The following is a 19,067-nucleotide window of genomic DNA, read 5'->3' as shown; positions in this document are numbered from 1 at the left end:
CTAGCCTGCAGGGCTGGATCAGGCACTCACTCGGTCGATCGAAACCACGGCCAGGAAGCCCCGGCCCAGGATCTCGGGGGTCCCGTTATCGGAACCGACGACGGCGTCATAGCGGTTGAGTGCCTCGGGCTCGGTGGGTGCCGGGGCAGCTTCGTCGCCGTCGGTTTCCGCGGCTTCGGCGGCTTCCGGGCTGACGCTGAGGTTGCCGGCGCTGACGGTGGCCTGGCCCTGCAACAGCACAGCGAGCTGGCCCTCGAATACCGGGTGCGCGCGCTTCTTGGAGAGCTCGATGATGGACGTGAAGCCCTTGAACGAACCCGTCCGGGTGATGACATTCAGGTCGCGGATTTCCCCGGTGGGCAGGGCTCCGTGCGCGGCAGCTTCGCCGGAGAACCTGAAGGGCCGGTACTTTTCCAGGGGGTGCTCGGCGCCGTCCACGGTGAGAACAAAGAGTTCGCCGTCGATCACGGTCAGCACACGATCCATGCCCGGGAATGCGGAGAAATCCCCGGCTTTGCTGACGTCGGCGATGCTGACCCGCCAGTCCCACGCGCCGTCCTGCGCCGAGGCGGCCTTCGGGTGGCTGGCAAGCTCCCTGGTCACCCCGCCGCCATTGCGCCACGGTTCGGACCTGAGTTCTGCGAAGCGGATGATCTCCATCGGACCAGCCTAGTTTGTTTGGGCGTCCCGCCTATGTTTGGGCGTCCTCGCCACGCGTGGCATGCTGGGCGAATGCGCCAGGGGATCACCGAGGAACAGAGCCGGCTGCTGACTGACTGGCTTGGGGACTTCAGCGTGGTGCAGGACTACTCCTGGCCGCTGCAGGACACCAACGTCCTCCACGTTGCCACGCCGCAGGGCCAAGAATTCATCGTCAAGGCGAGCACCACCAGCCACCATATCCACCGCGAGATCGCAGCCCATGCCGGCGGTTTCGAAGGGCTCCACGGCCGCGTGCCGGCGTTGCGGCACGCTTCGGCGAAGGCAGGGATCCTGATGACGGAATTCCTGCCTGGGATCCTGGTTGAGGGGACACCAGCCGAGGATGAACCTGAAACCTACCGCCAGGCGGGGGAGCTGCTGGCGAGGATCCACCGGCCCGCTGGGGAATCGTCCACCTACGCAAAGGCCCTCACGGCCAAGACCCGGGCGTGGATGGAGCGCGCCCACGGGCTGCTGCCGGAATCCCAGCCCGACAGGTTTGAACAGGCGCTGGATGCACTGCGGCCGGGCGTGGTGCAGCTCGTGGCAACGCACGGCGATTACCAGCCGAGGAACTGGCTGCGGGACAACGGGCAGATCAAGGTCATCGACTTTGGCCGAGCCGAACTGCGTCCGTGGGTGCACGATCTGGTGCGGCTCTGCCATCAGCGGTTCATGGTGGAACGTGTGCTGTCCGGCGCTTGAAATAGAACCGGCGAACGTCGGCGCAGGGGGCACTTGCCTGTTACTCTCCTCCGGGGGGACAACGCGAAGACAGCCTGAAGGAGCCCGGAATGTTCGTCAAAGTGTGTGGACTCAGTACGCCCGAATCCGTCCGTGAAGCAGTAGGCGCCGGGGCGGACGCGGTCGGCTTTGTCCTCACCGCGAGCCCGCGGGTGGTGTCGCCGTCGCAGGTTTCCACTCTTCTGGCCGATGTGCCGGACGGGGTACTTGCCATCGGCGTTTTCCGGCATGAACCTGTCGCCGATGCCATTGCCATCGCCCGTGCCGCCGGACTCGAGTGGGTCCAACTCCACGCGGACCTCACCCCGGAAGACGTCACAACAGTGCACGACGCCGGCATGAAACTGATCAGGGCGGTCACCATGGCAGCCAGTGCGGACGCGTTCGCCAACTGGGGCGAGGAACTCCTCCTGATTGACGCCGCCGTGCCCGGCTCCGGAGAGTCCTGGGACTACGCTTCCATGGTGGATGTGACGGCGCTCCAGGACCGCAAGTGGCTGCTGGCCGGCGGACTGGACCCGGACACCGTGGCGCACGCCGCCGCAGCCTCCGGCGCCTGGGGCGTGGATGTCAGCTCCGGCGTCGAGGTTTCCCGTGGCGTGAAGGACCTGGCGAAGATCCGGGCCTTCGTGAAAGAGGCCAAGGGCTAAGTCCCGGTCCAGGTTTCAGGGTCCAATCAGGGCATACCCCTACGTCTTTGTCAGACCCCGCGGGGCACAATGGACAGATGAAGACTCTGCTCAACATCATCTGGCTGGTATTCGGCGGACTCTGGCTTGCCCTGGGCTATTTCCTGGCGGGCATCATCTGCTGCCTGCTGATCGTCACCATCCCATGGGGCATCGCGTCGTTCCGCATTGCGGCGTACACGCTCTGGCCGTTCGGGCGCATGGTGGTGGACAAGCCGGGCGGAACGGGCGTGTTCTCGCTCCTGGGGAATGTCATCTGGTTGGTCGTGGCCGGCATCTGGATCGCGATTGGCCACGTGGTCACGGCCATTGCCATGGCGGTCACCATCGTCGGCATCCCGCTGGCCATCGCCAACCTCAAGCTCATCCCGGTCAGCCTGATGCCGCTGGGCAAGCAGATTGTGCCCACCAACAGCCCGTTCGTTACCGCTTACCGTTAGCCGGCGGCGTTCCCAGGGGTTTCGCTGAACCCAGCGACCAGTCCTTGGGCTTCGAGCTCCTCTGAACGCAGCGCACGCAGCACACAGAACTCGTTGCCGTCCGGGTCAGCCATGACCACCCAGGTGACGTCAGGTCCCTGCCCGACGGAAATGCGCGACGCGCCGAGGGCTTCCAGCCGCTGCACTTCCGCGGCCTGGTCGTCCGGGCGTAGGTCCAGGTGAAGCCTGTTCTTGAGCTCCTTGCGCTCGGGCACCTTCAGGAACAGCAGGTCCGGGCTGACACCGTCGGCCGGGCTGCCTGCGGGCGGCTCCAGCACGATTTCGTCGTCCACCTCGTACGTGCGGCGCCACCCGAGTGCCTTCTCCCAGAAATCGGCTGGCACTTTGGGGTCGGTGGAATCGATGCTGACGGCCTGGATGCGTAGGTTCATCCGAGCAGTCTTGCACCGGGCGGGTCGACCGTAAAGGCTTCTGGCCGTTGCGCGAGGGCTCAGGCCAGCTCGCCTTGCAGGTTCCGGCGGGCGGCGTCGAGCCATAGTTCCCGTGCGCGGTCGCTGTGGAACAAGGGGTCCAGTTCCAGCAGATGACGGACGACGGCGGCGCGGCCGGCGGCGAAGTCCGCGTCACCGATGTGCGCGTAGTCTTCCCGGACGGCCGCCACATACCGGGCGTACGGCTCAGGTTCGCCGCCGAGAACTGACAGGTCCGCGTCGCAGAGGAGGGCGCCGTCGTCGTCCCCTGGTTCCGGGCGGTGGTCCGACGTCAGCCTGACCAGCCGCGCCACCTCCTCGACATCCGAAGCAGGGAGCCCCGCGTCCGCCAGGCGCTCCTCGGCGAGACGGGCCGATTCCTCCTCGTCCTGGCCGGCGATCCCGCGGTAGACGGCATCGTGGAACCAGGCTGCGAGCAGCACGGTCCGCGGCGGATCGGAGGGGTTCGCGAGCAGGTCCAAGGCCTCCAAAACTGCCAGCAGGTGCGTGCGGCCGTGATACCGGCGGTGGTCCTCGCTCCAGCGGTCCAGCAGGTCCAGGAAGAGGGCGTCATGGCCGGGCATGAGGGCTTCCCAGCGGCTCAGCAGCGGCACCTTGAGGGACTTGTTGCGCTGCCGTGCCGGGATGCGCAGCCCGCTGGCGATGAGCTTTCGGACCAGGATCCGGGCTTCCACCGGGATGGCGCCCGCGGCTACGAGGTCATCGAACCGGCGCTCGGCGACGTCGTAGTGGTCACCGTCAAAAGCCCGATCCGGGATGCCGGCCGCGGCGGGGAAGGCGTGCAGCTCCGCCAGCGACGTGTCCGAGATGAGGTGCGAAAAATGCGTGCCGTGGGCTGGCCACAGCGGCGGATCCAGGTAAATCGCCATGGGGGAAGTCTAGTGCGGCTCTCCGCAGGGCCGTTCAGGAGCCGGCCGGCAGGATGTTCTGGTTTCCCTGGAAGACGTTCCGCGGATCGAAGTCCCGTTTGACCCTGGCCAGCCTGGCGTAGTTCCCGTTGCCGAACGCGGCACGGATGCGCTCCTGGCCTTCGTTGCCGATGAAATTGAGCCACACCCCGCCAGTGGCATAGGGCGAAATCTTGCCGCGGAAGTCCTTCACCCAGGCCTTGGCCAGCTGGCCTTCCTCGGGTGTTGGCGAGATGCCGTACGGGTGGCTGACCCAGGCCGCGTTCCGGTTGATCAGGGGCGTGGCCGCGGCAGCGTTCCCGCCCACGGCGCCGCCCCAGCGGGCGATGAGCTGCATGGATGTGGCATCGGGGAGGTTCCGGGCCGATTCCAACAACACGTCCAGGGCTTCGTCGGGCAGTTCGTTGTGGTAATCCGCGCTCCAGTAGTTGTAGTGGTCCGGCGGATCATCCAGGGAGGACTGGAAATCGGCGTACGGAGTGTCTCCTACCAGGTCCACTGCCGGACCGAGCTCGCGAAACGGCCTGGCGTGTTCGGAGCCCTCCTCGGGCTCCCCCGCGTAGAGGTAGGCGATGATGGTCGCCATTTTTCCCACCAGATGCTCAGGCACAAAAGGCTCCGGCGGCGCCGTCAGGTACAGCATCGCAAGGCCAACCCCGTCGGGGGCTGCCAGGGCCAGGTCCCGGAACGCCCGGGAAACATCCAAGGCGGCCTCCCCGGGCCAGAGCCACATCCCGGCATGGACCACCGGGCCGAGCCGGTGCGCCTGGAACGTGAAGGACGTGGCCACGCCGAAATTGCCGCCGCCGCCGTGGAGTGCCCAGAAAAGTTCCGGGTTTTCCCGGGCGCTCGCGGTGACGCGCTCGCCGTCAGCCGTCACCAGGTTCACCGAGACGAGACTGTCGCACGCGAATCCGAAGGAGCGCTCCAGCCACCCTGACCCGCCGCCCAGGGTGAAGCCGGCGACGCCGGTGGTGGAGGCCCGCCCGCCGGTGACGGCTAGGGCGTGCTCCTGGGTGGCGCGGTCGAACTCGCACCAGGTGACGCCCGCCCCGGCGGTGACGATGCCGGATTCGGGGTCCACATCGATCGACTTCATGGGCCGGACATCGATCACCAGGCCGTCGTTGTTCATGGACATTCCGGCCACTGAGTGGCCTCCGGCGCGGACAGCAATGGCGAGGGAATGCTCCCGCCCATAGCGCAGGGCTTCGGCCACGTCCGCATCATTTGAACACTGGGCAATCACCGCCGGACGCCGGTCAATCATGGCGTTGAAGACCTTCCGGGCCGGGTCATAGTCGGGGGTGTCAGGCCAGATCCACTTCATCACAAACGCTCCTCAGCGACTGCGGCCCCTCCCCTCCCCATAGCGTAGGACTTCGGTCCGCGACGTTCCATAGGCAACCCAAGCGAACCTCGAGCGGGAGCTAAACCAGCTGTGGCTTCATTTTCGGATACGCGGTGAAAACTATTAAAAAAGCCCGCAGATGCGGACTAAGATCATGGAATGCCAACTATTCGCGTATCCGAAGCCGCCCGGTTCCTCGGCGTCAGTGACGACACCGTCCGGCGCTGGACAGAGAACGGCAGCCTCACCCCGGTCAAGGATGACGCCGGCCGGCTGGCCGTCGACGGCCTGGAACTGGCAAGGCACGCCCAGAAGCTCGCGCAGCTTCCCGAGGACCCGCACCGTGCAGGAAGTTCGGCACGCAATAGGTTCGTTGGCTTGGTCACTGGGATCACGGCGGACAAGGTCATGGCCCAGGTGGAACTCCAGTGCGGGCCGTTCCGGGTGGTGTCGCTGATGAGCAGTGAAGCCGTGCGTGAGCTGGGCCTGGAACTAGGCTCCGTGGCCACCGCGGTGGTCAAAGCAACAACAGTCATCATCGAAACCCCGCACGGAAAGAGCATCATTTGAGCCCCCGCACACACGCCAGAGCCGTTGTTATCGCAGCCGGCCTCATGTTGGGCCTGGCCGCGTGCGCGCCGGCTTCCACGACGCCCACGGCCTCGCAGTCCACCGGCTCGCAGTCCTCGGGCGCCACCGGTCAGGTGTCCGGGACCATCACGGTGTTCGCAGCCGCGTCGCTCAAAAGCACTTTCACCAAGCTGGCCAGTGACTTCGAGGCGAAGAACCCGGGCACCAAGATCGTGCTGAGCTTCGCCGGGTCCTCGGACCTGGTCACCCAGATCACCCAGGGCGCGCCGGCCGATGTCTTTGCCTCCGCCGACACCAAAAACATGACCAAGCTGGCCGATGCCAAGCTCCTCGACGGGACCGCGAAGAACTTCGCCACCAACGTCCTGGAGATCGCGGTCCCGCCGTCCAATCCGGCGTCGATCGCGTCCTTCGCCGACCTGGCCAAACCCGGCGTCAAGGTGGTTGTCTGTGCCAGCCAGGTTCCGTGCGGGGCCGCAGCGGACACCGTGGAAAAGGCCGCGGGCGTGACTCTCTCGCCGGTCAGCGAGGAATCATCCGTGACGGACGTCCTGGGCAAGGTCACCTCGGGCGAGGCCGACGCCGGGCTGGTCTACGTCACCGACGTCAGAGGCGCCGGTGACAAGGTCAAGGGAATCCCGTTCGACGAATCCGGCAAGGCTGTCAATACCTATCCCATCGCCACAGTAGGCTCGAGCCGGAACAAGGAACTGGCGGCAGCCTTCATCGCCAGCGTCACCGGAGCCGACGGGAAGAAAACCCTCAGCGCGGCCGGCTTCGGGGCCCCGTAGCACCCCGCCCCGTAGCACCCCGCACCGCAGGCAACCCCACAGCCTAAGTAAGCCGCCCACAAGGAGACCATGAAACAGGCCAGGAACGGCGGGTACGGCGGCGTCCCGCGCTGGATCTACGTCCTGGCGGTGGCCGGCGGCCTGTTCGTGGTGCTGCCGCTGGCGGCCATGGTGGCTAAGGTCAACTGGGCCCAGTTCATCCCGCTGATCACGTCGGAAGCGTCGCTGCAGGCCCTTGGGCTGAGCCTGCGCACGTCCGCGGCCAGCACCGTCCTGTGCATCGTCCTGGGCGTGCCGCTGGCCCTGGTCCTTGCCCGCGGCAGCTTCCCCGGCCAGCGCTTCCTCCGCTCCCTGGTCCTGCTCCCGCTGGTCCTCCCGCCGGTGGTGGGCGGCATCGCCCTGCTGTACACCTTCGGGCGGCAGGGGATCCTGGGCCGGACGCTGGAAGTGGCAGGCCTGCAGATCGCTTTTTCGACGACGGCGGTAGTCCTGGCCCAGACGTTTGTGGCCCTTCCGTTCCTGGTGGTCAGCCTCGAGGGCGCCTTGCGGACGGCCGGGAACCGGTACGAAGCGGTGGCCGCGACGCTCGGCGCCGGTCCCACCACGGTGCTCCGCAGGGTCACCCTTCCGCTCGTGCTGCCGGGGCTCGCGTCCGGCGCGGTGCTGTCCTTCGCGCGCAGCCTGGGCGAATTCGGTGCCACCCTCACCTTCGCCGGCAGCCTCCAGGGAGTGACCCGGACCTTGCCGCTGGAAATCTACCTGCAGCGGGAAACGGACGCGGATGCCGCCGTCGCGCTATCCCTGGTCCTCGTGGCAGTGGCAGTGGTTGTGGTGGCGCTCGCGTACCGCAGTCCCCGCGCCGCTGAGCGGGCCCCCGAACCCAGCGGCGAACGTACGACGACGCCGCGTGCCGCGGGCGGTGAAGTCAGGTGACGTTCTCGGTTCAGGCCGCCTTGGCTGGCCGCGGGTTCGACGTCTCCCTCGCGCTGGGGCCGGCCGAAACGGTGGCCGTGATGGGAGCCAATGGCGCGGGCAAATCCACCCTGCTGAACGTCATCGCGGGCCTGCTGCACCCGGACTCGGGCACGGCCGAACTGGACGGCAGGACGCTGTTTGACCTCACCGCAAACCGCGGCCAGTGGACGGCTCCACACCGGCGCGGAACGGCCCTCCTGGCCCAGGAACCGCTGCTGTTCCCGCACCTGACTGTGCTGGAGAACGTGGCCTTCGGGCCCCGGAGTGCAGGCGCGTCAAAGCAGGCAGCGCGCGAGTCCGCCCTGAAGTGGCTCGCGGAAGTCGAGGCAACCGAGCTGCAGTCCCGCCGCCCGGCCGAGCTCTCCGGGGGCCAGGCGCAGCGCGTTGCGGTGGCCCGGGCGCTTGCCGCGGACCCCGGCTTGCTGCTCCTGGACGAACCGATGGCTGCGCTGGATATCCATGCCGCGCCGCTGCTCCGGCGCCTGCTCAAGCGCGTGCTGGCCGGCCGGCGCGCCATCATCATCACGCACGACGTCCTGGATGCCCTGATGCTGGCCGACCGTGTGGTCATCCTCGAAAACGGGCGGATCAGCGAGGACGGCCCAACCCGCGAAGTCCTCCAACGCCCGCGCAGCCGGTTCGCGGCCGGGCTCGCCGGGCTCAACTTTGTGGCCGGCCAGATCACCGAACACGGTCTTCAGTCTGGCGACCTCAACCTCTACGGACACCACGACGCAGCCGCCCCGCTCCCCACCGGGCAGCCGGGCGTGGCTGTCTTCCCGCCGTCGGCCGTTTCGGTTTTCCCCAGCGAGGCGCATGGCAGTCCGCGGAACTCCTTCGCCGTGACCATTACCGACCTGGAGCCGCACGGGGACGGGATCCGGGTCCGCGCCGGGGAGGGCGGGCAGCTGAGCGCGGACATCACCCCGGCGGCCTCTGTTGATCTTGGGTTAGCGCCGGGCATGCAGGTGTATTTCGTGATCAAGGCCGGCGCCGTGGCCATCTACCCGGGCTGACCGGGTCGGGCAGGCACGCGGGTAGGCTGATCAGCGTCGTCCGGACGCGGCGGCGGTATTGGGGGAGAACCATGAAGAAGATTACGACGGCGGCTGCCGTACTTGCGCTGCTGGCGGGACTGTCCGGGTGCAGCCTGTTTCCGTCCCCTCCGCCACCGCCGGACATCGCCCCGGCCTCGCCCATGTCCATGCTGCCGCCGGAGTGCCCTTTTGTGGGCCGGGATGAGGTGTCGCCGGTCCGGATCCCCAAGGGCACGCCGCGTGAAACCATCGGCAGCGTCCTGAACGCCTACAGCGGCTGGCTCAACGCCGGCTCGGAGCTGGTCACGGCATGGAGCCCGGGCAAGGCCGTCCCGGCAAACTGCGTGGCCGACCTCGCGGCCAGAAACGCAGAGGCCTACTCCAGCACCTTGTTCACCACCCACAGCGACGTCGCCTGGCAGGAGTATTTTGCGGCGGTGAAAGTGATGAACCAGCAGAACCTGGCGGCGGTCCGCGCTGTCGAGGCAGGTGTCGAGGCAGGTACAGGCGGGCGCGGCACGTTTGAGCTGCTGCAGGAGATCGATCCGAGCGCCACGGACAGCGGCACGTTCCTGAAGTTCGACGCCGTCTACCGTCCCACCGTTGCCGGGCAGGGCAGCTGGGAGGACCTGGACAAGCCGACGCGCTGGTATGTGGAGCTCGTACCGGCGGGGGAGTTCCTGGTCATCAACTACATCGAAACCAAGCTGGCCGCCGGCTATCCTTGAGTTCGATTTATCCGAACCGGAAAATGTAGTTGACTATTTCTGTCATTTAACGTGACAGACTTCACATCTGGCAGTAATGTCGCCTGTGGATCGCCCGCACCGATGGCCGGTCCATCCACTGGAACTGACCCGGCTGACTGCTGACCGCTGATGGCCGCGGGTCCACTTGCGAAGGAGCTACCCGCTTTGAAGATCGCCCGAATGCTGGCCACAGCCGCAGCAACCGCTGCCCTGCTGACCCCCTTGACCGCCCACGCCGCACCCGCCACCGGTGGTGATTCGGCCAGCCCGGACATTGCCGGCGGCACCACCACCACGATCTCCGCGGCCCCGTATGCCGCGCAGATTTCCTTCGATTCCACCGGGACCAACGTGGGCTGCACCGGCAGCCAGATCTCCGCGAGCTGGGTCATCACGGCCAAGCACTGCAACTCAACATCGCTGAAGTCCGTCCGGCTGGGCACCACATACCTGGGAACCGGCGGAACGGTGAAAACGGTGGCCGCGCGTTATGCCTCCGGTACCGGCGATGTCCTGCTCCTGAAGCTTTCAACCCCGCACTACGGCTCGTATGTGGGGCTCTCCAGTTCGTTCCCGGCCACGGGCGCCTCGGCCAAGGTCTACGGCTGGGGTGACCAGACAGAAGGTGCGGGCACCATGTCCTACTACCTCAAGACGGCCAACGTCGCCGTTGCCGGACAGGGTGCGGACACCTACGGCGGGCCTTCTGTCCGAACACAGTCACAGACCGGGCACACTCTGGGCGGCGACTCCGGCGGGCCGCTGATAGTGAACGGCAAGCTGGTGGGAGTGCTCTCCACCTCCAGCATCCTGCCGCCGCAGAACCCGTCCGACTACACGCGCTATTACAACGACCACGCCTCGATCGCCAGCAATCTGTCCTGGATCACCAGCGTCTCAGGGGTGGCGGGCTCCTGACCTGACCGGCATATCTGATCGGCATGAACAGACCACAGGGCGGGTGGCTCCTTGGGGGAGCCGCCCGCCCTGTGGTCTCTAACCCGTCGCGCTACATCCCCGGGACGTCGAGCGTCTCGTGGACCTGGATGGTGGCGCCTTCGCCGGACATGAAGTGCGGGTGTCCGTCCATTAGGGCAACGGCGGCGTCCAGATCCTCGGCCTGGATGAGGCTGTAGCCGCCAAGCGTTGCGTCAGCGTCGGAGACCGACGAGCCGTCCATGACCTTGGTGGCGCCCAGTGGTGTGCCGAGGTCAACAATGCCGTCGCCGGCCTTGGCCGCCCAATCCATCCACATTTTCATGCCCGCCTCGGCCGCTTCGGGGCTCGCTTCGGCCAGGGCTTCTTCGGCTGACTTGGGCGAGGTGTACAGGACCATAAATTTCTTCACGGTACGTCCTTGGTCTTGTTGCGCCGAGGGGATGGTCCCCGCGGTCACAGCATGATCCTAGGACTTTGCGGGCTGCCGTGGCAGGGGTGCCGGGAACGGATTTCCGCTCGGCAGTGGACGGCTCTGGACAGGCAGTTCGCCGTCGGCAAACATGGGGCGTAGAGGGCACATCCTCAAAGTTGAGCGTAGTACACTCAACTTAGCGCAAATGCGCATCCCCGGAAGGAGCTCTCTTTGGACGTCAAATTCACCACCAAGAGCCAGGAGGCTCTTTCGGCAGCAGCCATGAACGCCTCCACGGCAGGGAATCCGCAGGTGGAACCTGCCCACCTGCTCAAGGCCCTGATGGATCAGCGGGAGGGCGTCGCCGTCGCGCTTCTCCGCGCCACGGGCGCGGACCCGGATGCCGTCAGTGTGCAGGCGAGCGGCGCCATTAAGGCGCTGCCGGCAACCTCGGGCGGCTCCACACAGCAGGCACAGCTGTCCCGGCCTGCGCTGCAGGCTATCCAGAACGCCAAGAATGAAGCGGACCGGCTGGGTGATACGTATGTCTCCACTGAGGTGCTGCTGCTGGGGCTCTCCGCCGGGAGTGACGCCGTCGGGCGGTTAATGCGCGACGCCGGCGCCTCCCATGAAGCGCTGCTCGCCGCCCTGCCGGGTGTCCGCGGCGACCGGAAGGTCACCACGCCGGATCCGGAGAACACCTTCCAGGCGCTGGAAAAGTTCGGCACGGACCTCACCGCGATGGCGCGGGCCGGCAAGCTGGACCCGGTGATCGGGCGCGATACCGAGATCCGGCGTATCATCCAGGTGCTGAGCCGCCGCACCAAAAACAACCCCGTGATTATTGGCGAACCCGGCGTGGGCAAGACCGCCGTCGTCGAAGGGCTCGCCCAGCGCATTGTGGCCGGCGATGTCCCGGAAAGCCTGCGCGGCAAGACGCTGATCGCCCTGGACCTCGCTTCCATGGTGGCGGGCGCCAAGTACCGGGGCGAGTTCGAGGAGCGGCTGAAGGCTGTCCTGGAGGAGATCAAGAATTCGGACGGGCAGATCGTCACGTTTATCGACGAGATCCACACCGTGGTGGGCGCCGGTGCCACGGGGGAGTCCTCGATGGATGCGGGCAACATGCTCAAGCCCATGCTGGCGCGCGGTGAGCTGCGGCTGATCGGCGCCACCACGCTGGATGAGTACCGCGAGAACATCGAGAAGGACCCGGCACTGGAGCGCCGGTTCCAGCAGGTGTACGTGGGAGAACCCAGCGTGGAGGACACCATCGGGATCCTCCGCGGCCTCAAGGAACGCTACGAGGCGCACCACAAAGTCACCATCGCCGACTCCGCGCTGGTGGCCGCTGCAACCCTGTCCATCCGCTACATTTCCGGCCGCCAACTGCCGGACAAAGCCATCGACCTGATGGATGAGGCCGCCTCCCGGCTGCGGATGGAGATCGACTCCGCGCCGGAGGAGATCGACCAGCTGCGCCGTTCCGTGGACAGGCTCACCATGGAGGAGCTGGCCCTCGCAAACGAGAAAGACGCCGCGTCGGTGGAGCGACTGGCTGCCCTCCGTGCGGACAAAGCGGACAAGAGCGAGGAGCTGGACGCGCTGAATGCCCGCTGGGCGGCCGAGCGTGCCGGACTCAACCGCGTGGGCGACCTGAAGGCCAAGCTGGATGAGCTCCGCTCCACGGCGGACAAGGCCCAGCGCGAAGGCGATCTGGAGACGGCGTCGCGGGTGCTCTACGGCGAGATTCCGGCCGTGGAACGGGAGCTGCACGCGGCCGCGGCAGCCGAAGAGGCGGTCACGGACAAGCCCGCCCAAATGGTGGCTGACGAGGTCACTGCCGACGATATTGCCGAGGTTATTTCCGCGTGGACCGGCATTCCGGCCGGTCGCATGCTGCAGGGTGAAAGCCAGAAACTGCTCCATATGGAGCAGGAGCTCGGCAAGCGGCTGATCGGTCAGTCCAAGGCGGTGGCTGCGGTGTCCGACGCCGTGCGCCGTGCCCGGGCCGGCATCAGCGACCCCAACCGGCCCACGGGGTCGTTCCTGTTCCTGGGGCCCACAGGCGTGGGTAAGACGGAGCTGGCCAAGGCGCTCGCGGATTTTCTGTTCGACGACGAACGCGCCATGGTGCGGATCGACATGTCCGAGTACGGCGAAAAACACTCCGTGGCCCGGTTGGTGGGTGCCCCTCCGGGATACGTCGGTTATGAGGAGGGCGGCCAGCTGACGGAGGCCGTCCGCCGTCGGCCCTACTCCGTGATTCTGCTGGACGAGGTGGAGAAAGCCCACCCGGAAGTCTTCGACATCCTCCTGCAGGTGCTCGACGACGGCCGCCTCACCGATGGCCAGGGCCGGACCGTGGATTTCCGCAACGCCATCCTGGTGCTGACGTCCAACCTGGGCAGCCAGTTCCTGGTGGACCAGTCGCTGGATGGGCAGGCCAAGCGCGCCGCGGTCATGGCCACCGTCAACGCGTCCTTCAAGCCGGAGTTCCTGAACCGGCTGGACGAGACTGTGCTGTTTGAAGCCCTGACCGTTGACGAGCTGGCGCGGATTGTGGAACTGCAGGTGGCCGAGCTCGGCAGGAGGCTGCGCGAACGCCGGCTCTCCCTGGTTGTGTCCGACGGCGCCCGCGCCTGGCTGGCCATGTCCGGCTTCGATTCCGCGTACGGTGCCCGGCCGCTGCGCCGGCTAGTGCAGAAGGAGATCGGCGACCGCCTGGCCAAGGCCATCCTCTCCGGCGACATCGCGGACGGTGACACGGTGCTCGTGGACACCGCTGCCGACGTCGAGGAACTCACCATCGAGGGGCTGGAAGCTCTGGCAGGACCCGACGGTGGTGCTCCCGCCGGCACGGGCCTGGTGGTGCGGCGGAAGGAGTAGAGCGGCTCTTCCGGGCTCGGCCGGAGCCTATTTCCGTGGGGCGCTCCCTGTGCCGCGTTATTGATCAGCAAACCGACCGGGCGGCCGTTCAGGACTTCCAGAAGCTCGGAGGGATCGTTGGACCGGACATCCAGCCGCCCTCCGAGAACTCCTTCACGAGGGACAGGCCCAGTCCTCGGTTAGCGCCAGTAACGACAGCCAGCTTCTTCATCCGATCAGGCTAGGTCTTTAGGGCAGCGCGCTGGCGTTGATGACGTTTCCGCCGTCGGCCGTGACGTAGCAGTCCACGCGCCGGTCCCCCGATTCCCAGCTGGTGCTGCTGGGGTAGGCCCGCTGGAAGTTCAGCGTGTACTCGTTGGCTGCCGGCGCCAGCCTGGCCGCCTGGCAGGCCTCCAGGGCCTTGGCAGCGAGGGCCTCCCGGCCCGGATAGGAGCCGACGGCGGGGTAGCGGAAGACGGCGACGAGCTGGGCCGAGTGGCCGGTATCGCAGGCCACCACCGTTGACCGCAAAGCCTCGGGGTCAAAATCCTGGAAGCAGTCGCCGAGCCGGTAGTCCGGCGGTTCCACACCCTCGCGGGGGAGGGGGAGCGGGGTGGCCAGAGGAGTGGGTGAGATCTCCACGATTCCCGAGCCGCCGTCGTCGGACGTCTCTGATGCCCCGGAATCCAGCCAGATGGCGAGCCACACCAGGCCTCCCACCACGCCGAGCAGAACCACCACAAAGAGTGTCTTCAGGAATGTAGACGCGACCCGCCGGCGCTTCCGGGGGGAGGGCTCCGCCGCAGGCGCCACGACCGCCACCTGCGGCAACCCCGCGGTGGGCGGAGCGCCGGGTTTGGGCGGGATGGGACGCAATTCCTGGTTGTCCATCCGGATACCCCTCCTGGGTTTCGCCTCAGTATGCCGCACGCTCCGTGCAACTGGATCGGCAGCTGATGAAGAGACTCTATCCAACAAAAAAGCCGGGAACGCTGCGCATCGCGGCGGTAAGGGTACCCGACATGTCGTCCACGCGCACGGGCCGGGCAGCACCGGGCGCGGAAAGCATGTAATCTAGGTGTTACGACAAATTGACCAAACATTCCGGGGCCTCACCGATAGCCAAGGTGACCACCTCCGGTCCGAGTACAAAAGGGGGTCACGCCATGGGGCGCGGCCGTCAAAAGGCAAAAGCTACCAAGCAGGCTCGGGATATTAAGTACTATTCCCCGAACACTGACTATTCGGCCCTTCAGCGCGAGCTCAAAGGTCCTGAAGGTCGTGCCACGAGCCATTTCGCGAATGACCCGGTTGAACCGGATTATTCGGCTTATGTGGATAAGTACGCGGACGATTTGGAAGAAGACGACGACGAGGTAGACACCCGTCGGATCGGCTAGCTGCCGCACCCCGGTCCCGCCGCAGGGCGCCCGGCCAGCGACACTGCAGTACATTCGGACGCCGCATTTGTTCGTGAGTACAGCACTTCTTTTCAGCACCCGGTTCCCAGCGGAACCGCGGTGCTGACCTCAGTTACCAGGCCCGTTGCCTGCGCCGGAACCCGGTGCCGGCGGCGGGCTTTTTGGTGTTGACTGGAGGCGTTGATGCGCTGTGCCGCCCGCGAAAGGACCTCCCATGCCAGGAACTTCCTCATCCCCCAGCTACCGCCACGGTGAACCGTGCTGGGCCGATGTCCAGACCCGCGACGTGGAAGCGGCCGAGGCCTTCTATGCAGCGGTGTTCGGGTGGACCTTCAAGGACCTGCCCACGCCCGATGGCCGCAGCTATGCCCAGGCGTTCGTGGGCGAGGACCTCGTGGCGGTGGTGGCGCCGCAGAACCCGCACCAGGAATCACTAGGCACGCACGCCCAATGGAACATCTACTTCGCGGCGGAGGATGCCGGGGCGCTGGCCGAGGAAGTACCCCACGCCGGCGGCGCCGTGCAGTTCGGGCCCGAGGAAGTGGCGGACACCGGCGTGATGGTGTTTGTGGATCCTCCCGGCGGCGGGACTACCGGCGTGTGGCAGCCGGGGACGCACACGGGCTCCGGCCGGTACAACGAGGCCGGCGCGCTGTCCTGGGCGGAGCTGCTGACGCCCGAGCCGCGGGCCGCCGTCGGGTTCTTCCAGCAGCTGTTCGGCCACGAGGTGACCGAGTATCCGCAGGACGACGGCGGGACGTACAGCACGCTGATGGTGAACGACGCGGAGGTGGCCGGGATCGTCGCGGCTGAGGCGCCTGCCAGGTGGCAGATCTACTTCGGCGTGACCGATGTGGCCGATGCCGTGCGCAAAGCTGTGGCAGCCGGTGCCGAGGTGCTGATCGCACCCGAGGCCGATGACGACGAGACTCCGGGCGCCACGGCCACCCTCAAGGATCCGCAGGGCGGCGAGTTCAGCCTGCTGGAGGTTTAAACACCAATGCCCCACCGCCGCCGGTGAGCGGATGTGGGGCATTGAATGAGTGGCTACGCGTAGGCGTTGACCAAACGGACGGCGCCGCCATCCACACCCTTGGCGCCCTGGACGTAGTCCGGACCGCTCTTGAGGATGGAATCCGAGTCCGCGGTGACGGTGCCCATGATCCAGGACGGGACGCCGCGGTCGTTGAGGCGGGCCACGGCGGCGTCGGCAGCCTCGGCGGACACTATGGCCACCATGCCCACGCCGAGGTTCAGGGTGCGCTCCAGGTCGGCCAGCGGTACGTTGCCCAGCTCGGAGACCAGCTTGAAGATGGCCGGCAGTTCCCAGGTGGCGCGGTCCACGGTGGCCACGAGGCCCTGCGGCAGGACGCGGGCCAGGTTGGCGGCCAGGCCGCCGCCGGTGACGTGGCTGAAGCCGTGCACGGTTGCACCTCCGGCGGAGCCGCTGACCGGGAAGGCGCGGGCCAGGTCCAGGCAGTCTGCGGCGTAGACGCGGGTGGGTTCCAGCAGTTCCTCGCCCAGCGTGCGGCCGAGTTCGGAGACCTGGCGGTCCAGTGCCCAGCCGGCGTGGTTGATGACGCGGCGGACCAGGGAGTAGCCGTTGGAGTGCAGGCCGGAGGAGGCCATGCCGATCACAACGTCGCCAGCGCGGACGCGGTCCGGGCCCAGCAGGTCGGAAGCCTCGACAACACCGGTTGCGGCACCGGCAACATCGTATTCGTGCTCGCCCAGCAGGCCGGGGTGCTCGGCGGTTTCGCCACCCACCAGGGCCGTACCGGCGACGGAGCAGGCCGCGGCGATGCCACGGACGATGTCCGCGATGCGCTCCGGGACAACCTTGCCGCAGGCGATGTAGTCGGTCATAAAGAGCGGCTCGGCGCCCACCACCACGATGTCGTCAACCACCATGCCCACCAGGTCAAAGCCGATGGTGTCGTGGATGTCCATGGCCTGGGCGATGGCAACCTTGGTGCCCACGCCGTCGGTGGACGTGGCCAGCAAAGGACGCTTGTAGGTCAGCAGGCGTGAGACGTCGTATAGGCCGGCGAAGCCACCCACACCGCCGATGACGGAGGAATTGTGGGTGGCCTTCACGGCACCCTTCATCAGTTCCACGGCGCGGTCGCCGGCTTCAACGTCAACACCGGCGGAGGCGTAGGTGATGCCTGCGGGGCTCAGTGGGCTGTTGCCGGCGGCGGGGGTTGCGGAAGTCATACGGACTCTTTCTTGTCAGCGCCGGGGGTGGTGGCTACGTGGTGGATCGCGGGCACGTGGTCTTCTTCGGTGAGCAGGTTCTCGAACTCGGCGTCCGGTCCCGGATCGCAGCCGGTGGCGCCGGACTTCTCCGCCGGGTCCTCGCTGTCGCCGATTGAGGACACAGTCAGCGCGGCCGTTGCACCGGGGAGGGCAGAGGGCGACGGCGTGAGGCCGCCGAGGTCGGTGCGCTCCAGCAGGTTCTTGCCCAGTTTGTCCGCGCCCGGGAGCGCGATGGGGTACTGGCCGGTGAAGCAGGCGGTGCAGAGGCGCTCCCGCGGCTGCATGGTCGCGTTGATCATGCCGTCTTCGGAGATGTACGCGAGGGAATCGGCGCCGATGGCCTGCGAGATTTCCTCGATGGTGGCACCGTTGGCGATCAGTTCCGCGCGGGAAGCGAAGTCGATGCCGTAGAAGCACGGCCACTTGACCGGCGGGGAGGAGATCTTGATGTGGACGGACGCGGCTCCGGCCTCGCGGAGCATCCGGACGATGGCGCGCTGGGTGTTGCCGCGGACGATCGAGTCATCCACCACCACCACACGCTTGCCGCGGATTACGGACTCAAGGGCGTTCAGCTTCAGCCGGATACCCAGCTGGCGCAGGGTCTGCGAGGGCTGGATGAACGTGCGGCCCACGTAGGAGTTCTTGACGAAGCCGTGAGCGAAGGGAATGCCGGATTCCTCGGCGTAGCCCACGGCGGCCGGGGTGCCGGACTCCGGGACCGGGATGACGATGTCCGCGTCCTGGGTGTTTTCGCGGGCCAGCTGGCGGCCCATCTCAACACGGGACTCGTACACGGAACGGCCCGCGATGGCGGCGTCCGGACGGGCGAGGTAAACGTATTCGAAAACGCAGCCGGCCGGCGTCGCCTCCGCGAAGCGCTTGGACCGCACACCGTCCTCATCGATGGCGATGAATTCGCCCGGCTCGATTTCACGGATGAAGCTGGCGCCCACGGTGGCCAGGGCGGACTGCTCGGAGGCAACTACCCAGCCGCGCTCTAGCCGGCCCAGGACCAGCGGGCGGATGCCGTACGTATCGCGTGCCGCGTAGAGGGTGCCTTCGTCCATAAACACGAAGCAGAAGCCGCCCTTGATCTTCGGCAGCAGCTCCATGGCGGTCTGCTCCAGGGTCTTGCCCTCCTCGCCTTCGAGGAGTGCCGTGACCAGGGCGGTGTCCGAGGTGTTGCCCTGCTTCATTTCGCCGCTGAGCTGGCCGCCGTTGCGTTCCAGGATCATGGCGTTGAGCTCGGCCGTGTTGGTCAGGTTGCCGTTGTGCGCAAGGGCAACCGTGCCGGTGCTGGTGGCGCCGAGGGTGGGCTGGGCATTGGCCCAGTGGCTGGCTCCGGTGGTGGAGTAGCGGCAGTGTCCCACCGCCAGGTGCCCGGTCAGGGTGTTCAGCGTGGTCTCGTCGAAGACCTGGGAAACGAGGCCCATGTCCTTGTAGACGTTGATCCGCTTGCCGTCACTGGTAGCTATACCAGCCGACTCCTGACCGCGGTGCTGCAGTGCATACAGCCCGTAATAGGTGAGTTTTGCTACTTCTTCACCTGGCGCCCAGACCCCGAAAACGCCACAAGCGTCCTGAGGTCCCTTTTCGCCAGGGAGAAGATCATGAGAAAGTTTTCCATCGCCGCGTGCCACTGGTCGATTATCTCATGAGATGCGGTAAGACTTTTCCGCGCCCGGCATTGTGACCGC

20 protein-coding genes are annotated in these 19,067 nt (G+C 66.8%); 12 read left to right on the top strand and 8 right to left on the bottom strand.

Translation table 11 applies throughout. From position 1 onward, the window contains the following. Positions 1 to 18 precede the first annotated feature (18 nt). Entirely contained in the window at positions 19 to 660 is a 642-nt protein-coding gene (locus ACZY1F_RS03365) for a HutD/Ves family protein (protein WP_463940237.1), read from the bottom strand. Positions 661 to 732: 72 nt separating this feature from the next. Between ACZY1F_RS03365 and ACZY1F_RS03360 the strand changes: the two genes are divergently transcribed. The 3 genes from ACZY1F_RS03360 to ACZY1F_RS03350 all read left to right on the top strand — a co-directional run bounded on the left by ACZY1F_RS03360 (position 733) and on the right by ACZY1F_RS03350 (position 2,575). Then, complete coding sequence (locus ACZY1F_RS03360; RefSeq protein ID WP_463940236.1) at positions 733 to 1,407, top strand: aminoglycoside phosphotransferase family protein; 675 nt, start codon at positions 733 to 735, stop codon at positions 1,405 to 1,407. An 89-nt stretch (positions 1,408 to 1,496) separates the two neighbouring features. After that, the gene (locus ACZY1F_RS03355) at positions 1,497 to 2,096 is read left to right on the top strand and encodes a phosphoribosylanthranilate isomerase (RefSeq protein WP_463940235.1); all 600 of its coding nucleotides are present in this window, start codon (positions 1,497 to 1,499) and stop codon (positions 2,094 to 2,096) included. Between the two features lie 77 nt (positions 2,097 to 2,173). Then, positions 2,174 to 2,575, top strand: a complete 402-nt coding sequence (locus ACZY1F_RS03350; protein ID WP_463940234.1) for a YccF domain-containing protein — start codon at positions 2,174 to 2,176, stop codon at positions 2,573 to 2,575. Here the strand turns inward: ACZY1F_RS03350 and ACZY1F_RS03345 are convergent. Genes ACZY1F_RS03345 through ACZY1F_RS03335 form a run of 3 tightly spaced genes read right to left on the bottom strand, consistent with a single transcriptional unit; the run spans position 2,572 to position 5,304 of the window. Beyond that, a complete protein-coding gene (locus ACZY1F_RS03345; RefSeq protein ID WP_463940233.1) occupies positions 2,572 to 3,006 on the bottom strand; it encodes a VOC family protein in 435 nt (144 codons plus the stop codon). The genes ACZY1F_RS03350 and ACZY1F_RS03345 overlap by 4 nt on opposite strands. Before the next feature lie 59 nt (positions 3,007 to 3,065). Next, entirely contained in the window at positions 3,066 to 3,935 is an 870-nt protein-coding gene (locus ACZY1F_RS03340; protein ID WP_463940232.1) for a DUF4031 domain-containing protein, read from the bottom strand. A gap of 34 nt (positions 3,936 to 3,969) precedes the next feature. After that, positions 3,970 to 5,304, bottom strand: coding sequence for an FAD-binding oxidoreductase (locus tag ACZY1F_RS03335; protein WP_463940231.1), 1,335 nt, complete (start codon positions 5,302 to 5,304; stop codon positions 3,970 to 3,972). 180 nt (positions 5,305 to 5,484) lie between these two features. On the opposite strand from ACZY1F_RS03335, the gene ACZY1F_RS03330 reads away from it, so the two are divergent. The 6 genes from ACZY1F_RS03330 to ACZY1F_RS03305 all read left to right on the top strand — a co-directional run bounded on the left by ACZY1F_RS03330 (position 5,485) and on the right by ACZY1F_RS03305 (position 10,386). Beyond that, positions 5,485 to 5,895 carry a TOBE domain-containing protein gene (locus ACZY1F_RS03330; RefSeq protein WP_463940230.1) on the top strand — a complete coding sequence of 137 codons (411 nt, stop codon included), beginning with the start codon at positions 5,485 to 5,487 and terminating at the stop codon, positions 5,893 to 5,895. A gap of 44 nt (positions 5,896 to 5,939) precedes the next feature. Next, complete coding sequence (gene modA / locus ACZY1F_RS03325; protein ID WP_463940393.1) at positions 5,940 to 6,707, top strand: molybdate ABC transporter substrate-binding protein; 768 nt, start codon at positions 5,940 to 5,942, stop codon at positions 6,705 to 6,707. A 69-nt stretch (positions 6,708 to 6,776) separates the two neighbouring features. Further along, on the top strand, positions 6,777 to 7,640 hold the full coding sequence (locus tag ACZY1F_RS03320; protein ID WP_463940229.1) for an ABC transporter permease: 864 nt from the start codon (positions 6,777 to 6,779) through the stop codon (positions 7,638 to 7,640). Beyond that, positions 7,637 to 8,698, top strand: coding sequence for a sulfate/molybdate ABC transporter ATP-binding protein (locus ACZY1F_RS03315; protein ID WP_463940228.1), 1,062 nt, complete (start codon positions 7,637 to 7,639; stop codon positions 8,696 to 8,698). The genes ACZY1F_RS03320 and ACZY1F_RS03315 overlap by 4 nt, the downstream gene beginning before the upstream one ends. Before the next feature lie 71 nt (positions 8,699 to 8,769). Next, positions 8,770 to 9,447, top strand: a complete 678-nt coding sequence (locus ACZY1F_RS03310) for a hypothetical protein (RefSeq protein WP_463940227.1) — start codon at positions 8,770 to 8,772, stop codon at positions 9,445 to 9,447. 186 nt (positions 9,448 to 9,633) lie between these two features. After that, complete coding sequence (locus ACZY1F_RS03305) at positions 9,634 to 10,386, top strand: S1 family peptidase (protein WP_463940226.1); 753 nt, start codon at positions 9,634 to 9,636, stop codon at positions 10,384 to 10,386. 91 nt (positions 10,387 to 10,477) lie between these two features. Here the strand turns inward: ACZY1F_RS03305 and ACZY1F_RS03300 are convergent, their stop codons facing one another. Continuing rightward, the gene (locus ACZY1F_RS03300; RefSeq protein WP_463940225.1) at positions 10,478 to 10,816 is read right to left on the bottom strand and encodes a YciI family protein; all 339 of its coding nucleotides are present in this window, start codon (positions 10,814 to 10,816) and stop codon (positions 10,478 to 10,480) included. A gap of 234 nt (positions 10,817 to 11,050) precedes the next feature. Here ACZY1F_RS03300 and clpB point away from each other — a divergent pair, with 234 nt between their 5' ends. Further along, positions 11,051 to 13,708 carry an ATP-dependent chaperone ClpB gene (clpB, locus tag ACZY1F_RS03295; protein ID WP_463940224.1) on the top strand — a complete coding sequence of 886 codons (2,658 nt, stop codon included), beginning with the start codon at positions 11,051 to 11,053 and terminating at the stop codon, positions 13,706 to 13,708. Between the two features lie 228 nt (positions 13,709 to 13,936). Here the strand turns inward: clpB and ACZY1F_RS03290 are convergent, their stop codons facing one another. Then, positions 13,937 to 14,578 carry a septum formation family protein gene (locus tag ACZY1F_RS03290; protein ID WP_463940223.1) on the bottom strand — a complete coding sequence of 214 codons (642 nt, stop codon included), beginning with the start codon at positions 14,576 to 14,578 and terminating at the stop codon, positions 13,937 to 13,939. 275 nt (positions 14,579 to 14,853) lie between these two features. On the opposite strand from ACZY1F_RS03290, the gene ACZY1F_RS03285 reads away from it, so the two are divergent. Beyond that, entirely contained in the window at positions 14,854 to 15,087 is a 234-nt protein-coding gene (locus ACZY1F_RS03285; protein WP_463861731.1) for a DUF3073 domain-containing protein, read from the top strand. A 235-nt stretch (positions 15,088 to 15,322) separates the two neighbouring features. Further along, positions 15,323 to 16,102 carry a VOC family protein gene (locus ACZY1F_RS03280; RefSeq protein ID WP_463940222.1) on the top strand — a complete coding sequence of 260 codons (780 nt, stop codon included), beginning with the start codon at positions 15,323 to 15,325 and terminating at the stop codon, positions 16,100 to 16,102. 53 nt (positions 16,103 to 16,155) lie between these two features. On the opposite strand, the gene purM is transcribed toward ACZY1F_RS03280, so the two are convergent. Together purM and purF are read right to left on the bottom strand one after the other, a co-directional pair. After that, positions 16,156 to 17,325, bottom strand: a complete 1,170-nt coding sequence (purM, locus tag ACZY1F_RS03275; RefSeq protein ID WP_463940221.1) for a phosphoribosylformylglycinamidine cyclo-ligase — start codon at positions 17,323 to 17,325, stop codon at positions 16,156 to 16,158. Next, complete coding sequence (gene purF / locus ACZY1F_RS03270) at positions 17,322 to 19,010, bottom strand: amidophosphoribosyltransferase (protein WP_463940220.1); 1,689 nt, start codon at positions 19,008 to 19,010, stop codon at positions 17,322 to 17,324. Before purF ends, purM begins: the two co-directional genes overlap by 4 nt. Positions 19,011 to 19,067: the final 57 nt, after the last annotated feature.

The sequence above is a fragment of the Pseudarthrobacter xylosi genome (genome assembly GCF_055412765.1).
The sequence above is the reverse complement of the archived record's forward strand: the minus strand, read 5'-3'. Positions and strand labels throughout refer to the sequence as shown.

Excerpts from the sequence above, each read along its gene's own strand:
- ACZY1F_RS03365 (WP_463940237.1), bottom strand. The coding sequence starts at position 660 with ATGGAGATCATCCGCTTCGCAGAACTCAGGTCCGAACCGTGGCGCAAT.
- ACZY1F_RS03360 (WP_463940236.1), top strand. The coding sequence starts at position 733 with ATGCGCCAGGGGATCACCGAGGAACAGAGCCGGCTGCTGACTGACTGG.
- ACZY1F_RS03355 (WP_463940235.1), top strand. The coding sequence starts at position 1,497 with ATGTTCGTCAAAGTGTGTGGACTCAGTACGCCCGAATCCGTCCGTGAA.
- ACZY1F_RS03350 (WP_463940234.1), top strand. The coding sequence starts at position 2,174 with ATGAAGACTCTGCTCAACATCATCTGGCTGGTATTCGGCGGACTCTGG.
- ACZY1F_RS03345 (WP_463940233.1), bottom strand. The coding sequence starts at position 3,006 with ATGAACCTACGCATCCAGGCCGTCAGCATCGATTCCACCGACCCCAAA.
- ACZY1F_RS03340 (WP_463940232.1), bottom strand. The coding sequence starts at position 3,935 with ATGGCGATTTACCTGGATCCGCCGCTGTGGCCAGCCCACGGCACGCAT.
- ACZY1F_RS03335 (WP_463940231.1), bottom strand. The coding sequence starts at position 5,304 with ATGAAGTGGATCTGGCCTGACACCCCCGACTATGACCCGGCCCGGAAG.
- ACZY1F_RS03330 (WP_463940230.1), top strand. The coding sequence starts at position 5,485 with ATGCCAACTATTCGCGTATCCGAAGCCGCCCGGTTCCTCGGCGTCAGT.
- modA (WP_463940393.1), top strand. The coding sequence starts at position 5,940 with ATGTTGGGCCTGGCCGCGTGCGCGCCGGCTTCCACGACGCCCACGGCC.
- ACZY1F_RS03320 (WP_463940229.1), top strand. The coding sequence starts at position 6,777 with ATGAAACAGGCCAGGAACGGCGGGTACGGCGGCGTCCCGCGCTGGATC.
- ACZY1F_RS03310 (WP_463940227.1), top strand. The coding sequence starts at position 8,770 with ATGAAGAAGATTACGACGGCGGCTGCCGTACTTGCGCTGCTGGCGGGA.
- ACZY1F_RS03290 (WP_463940223.1), bottom strand. The coding sequence starts at position 14,578 with ATGGACAACCAGGAATTGCGTCCCATCCCGCCCAAACCCGGCGCTCCG.
- ACZY1F_RS03285 (WP_463861731.1), top strand. The coding sequence starts at position 14,854 with ATGGGGCGCGGCCGTCAAAAGGCAAAAGCTACCAAGCAGGCTCGGGAT.
- ACZY1F_RS03280 (WP_463940222.1), top strand. The coding sequence starts at position 15,323 with ATGCCAGGAACTTCCTCATCCCCCAGCTACCGCCACGGTGAACCGTGC.
- purM (WP_463940221.1), bottom strand. The coding sequence starts at position 17,325 with ATGACTTCCGCAACCCCCGCCGCCGGCAACAGCCCACTGAGCCCCGCA.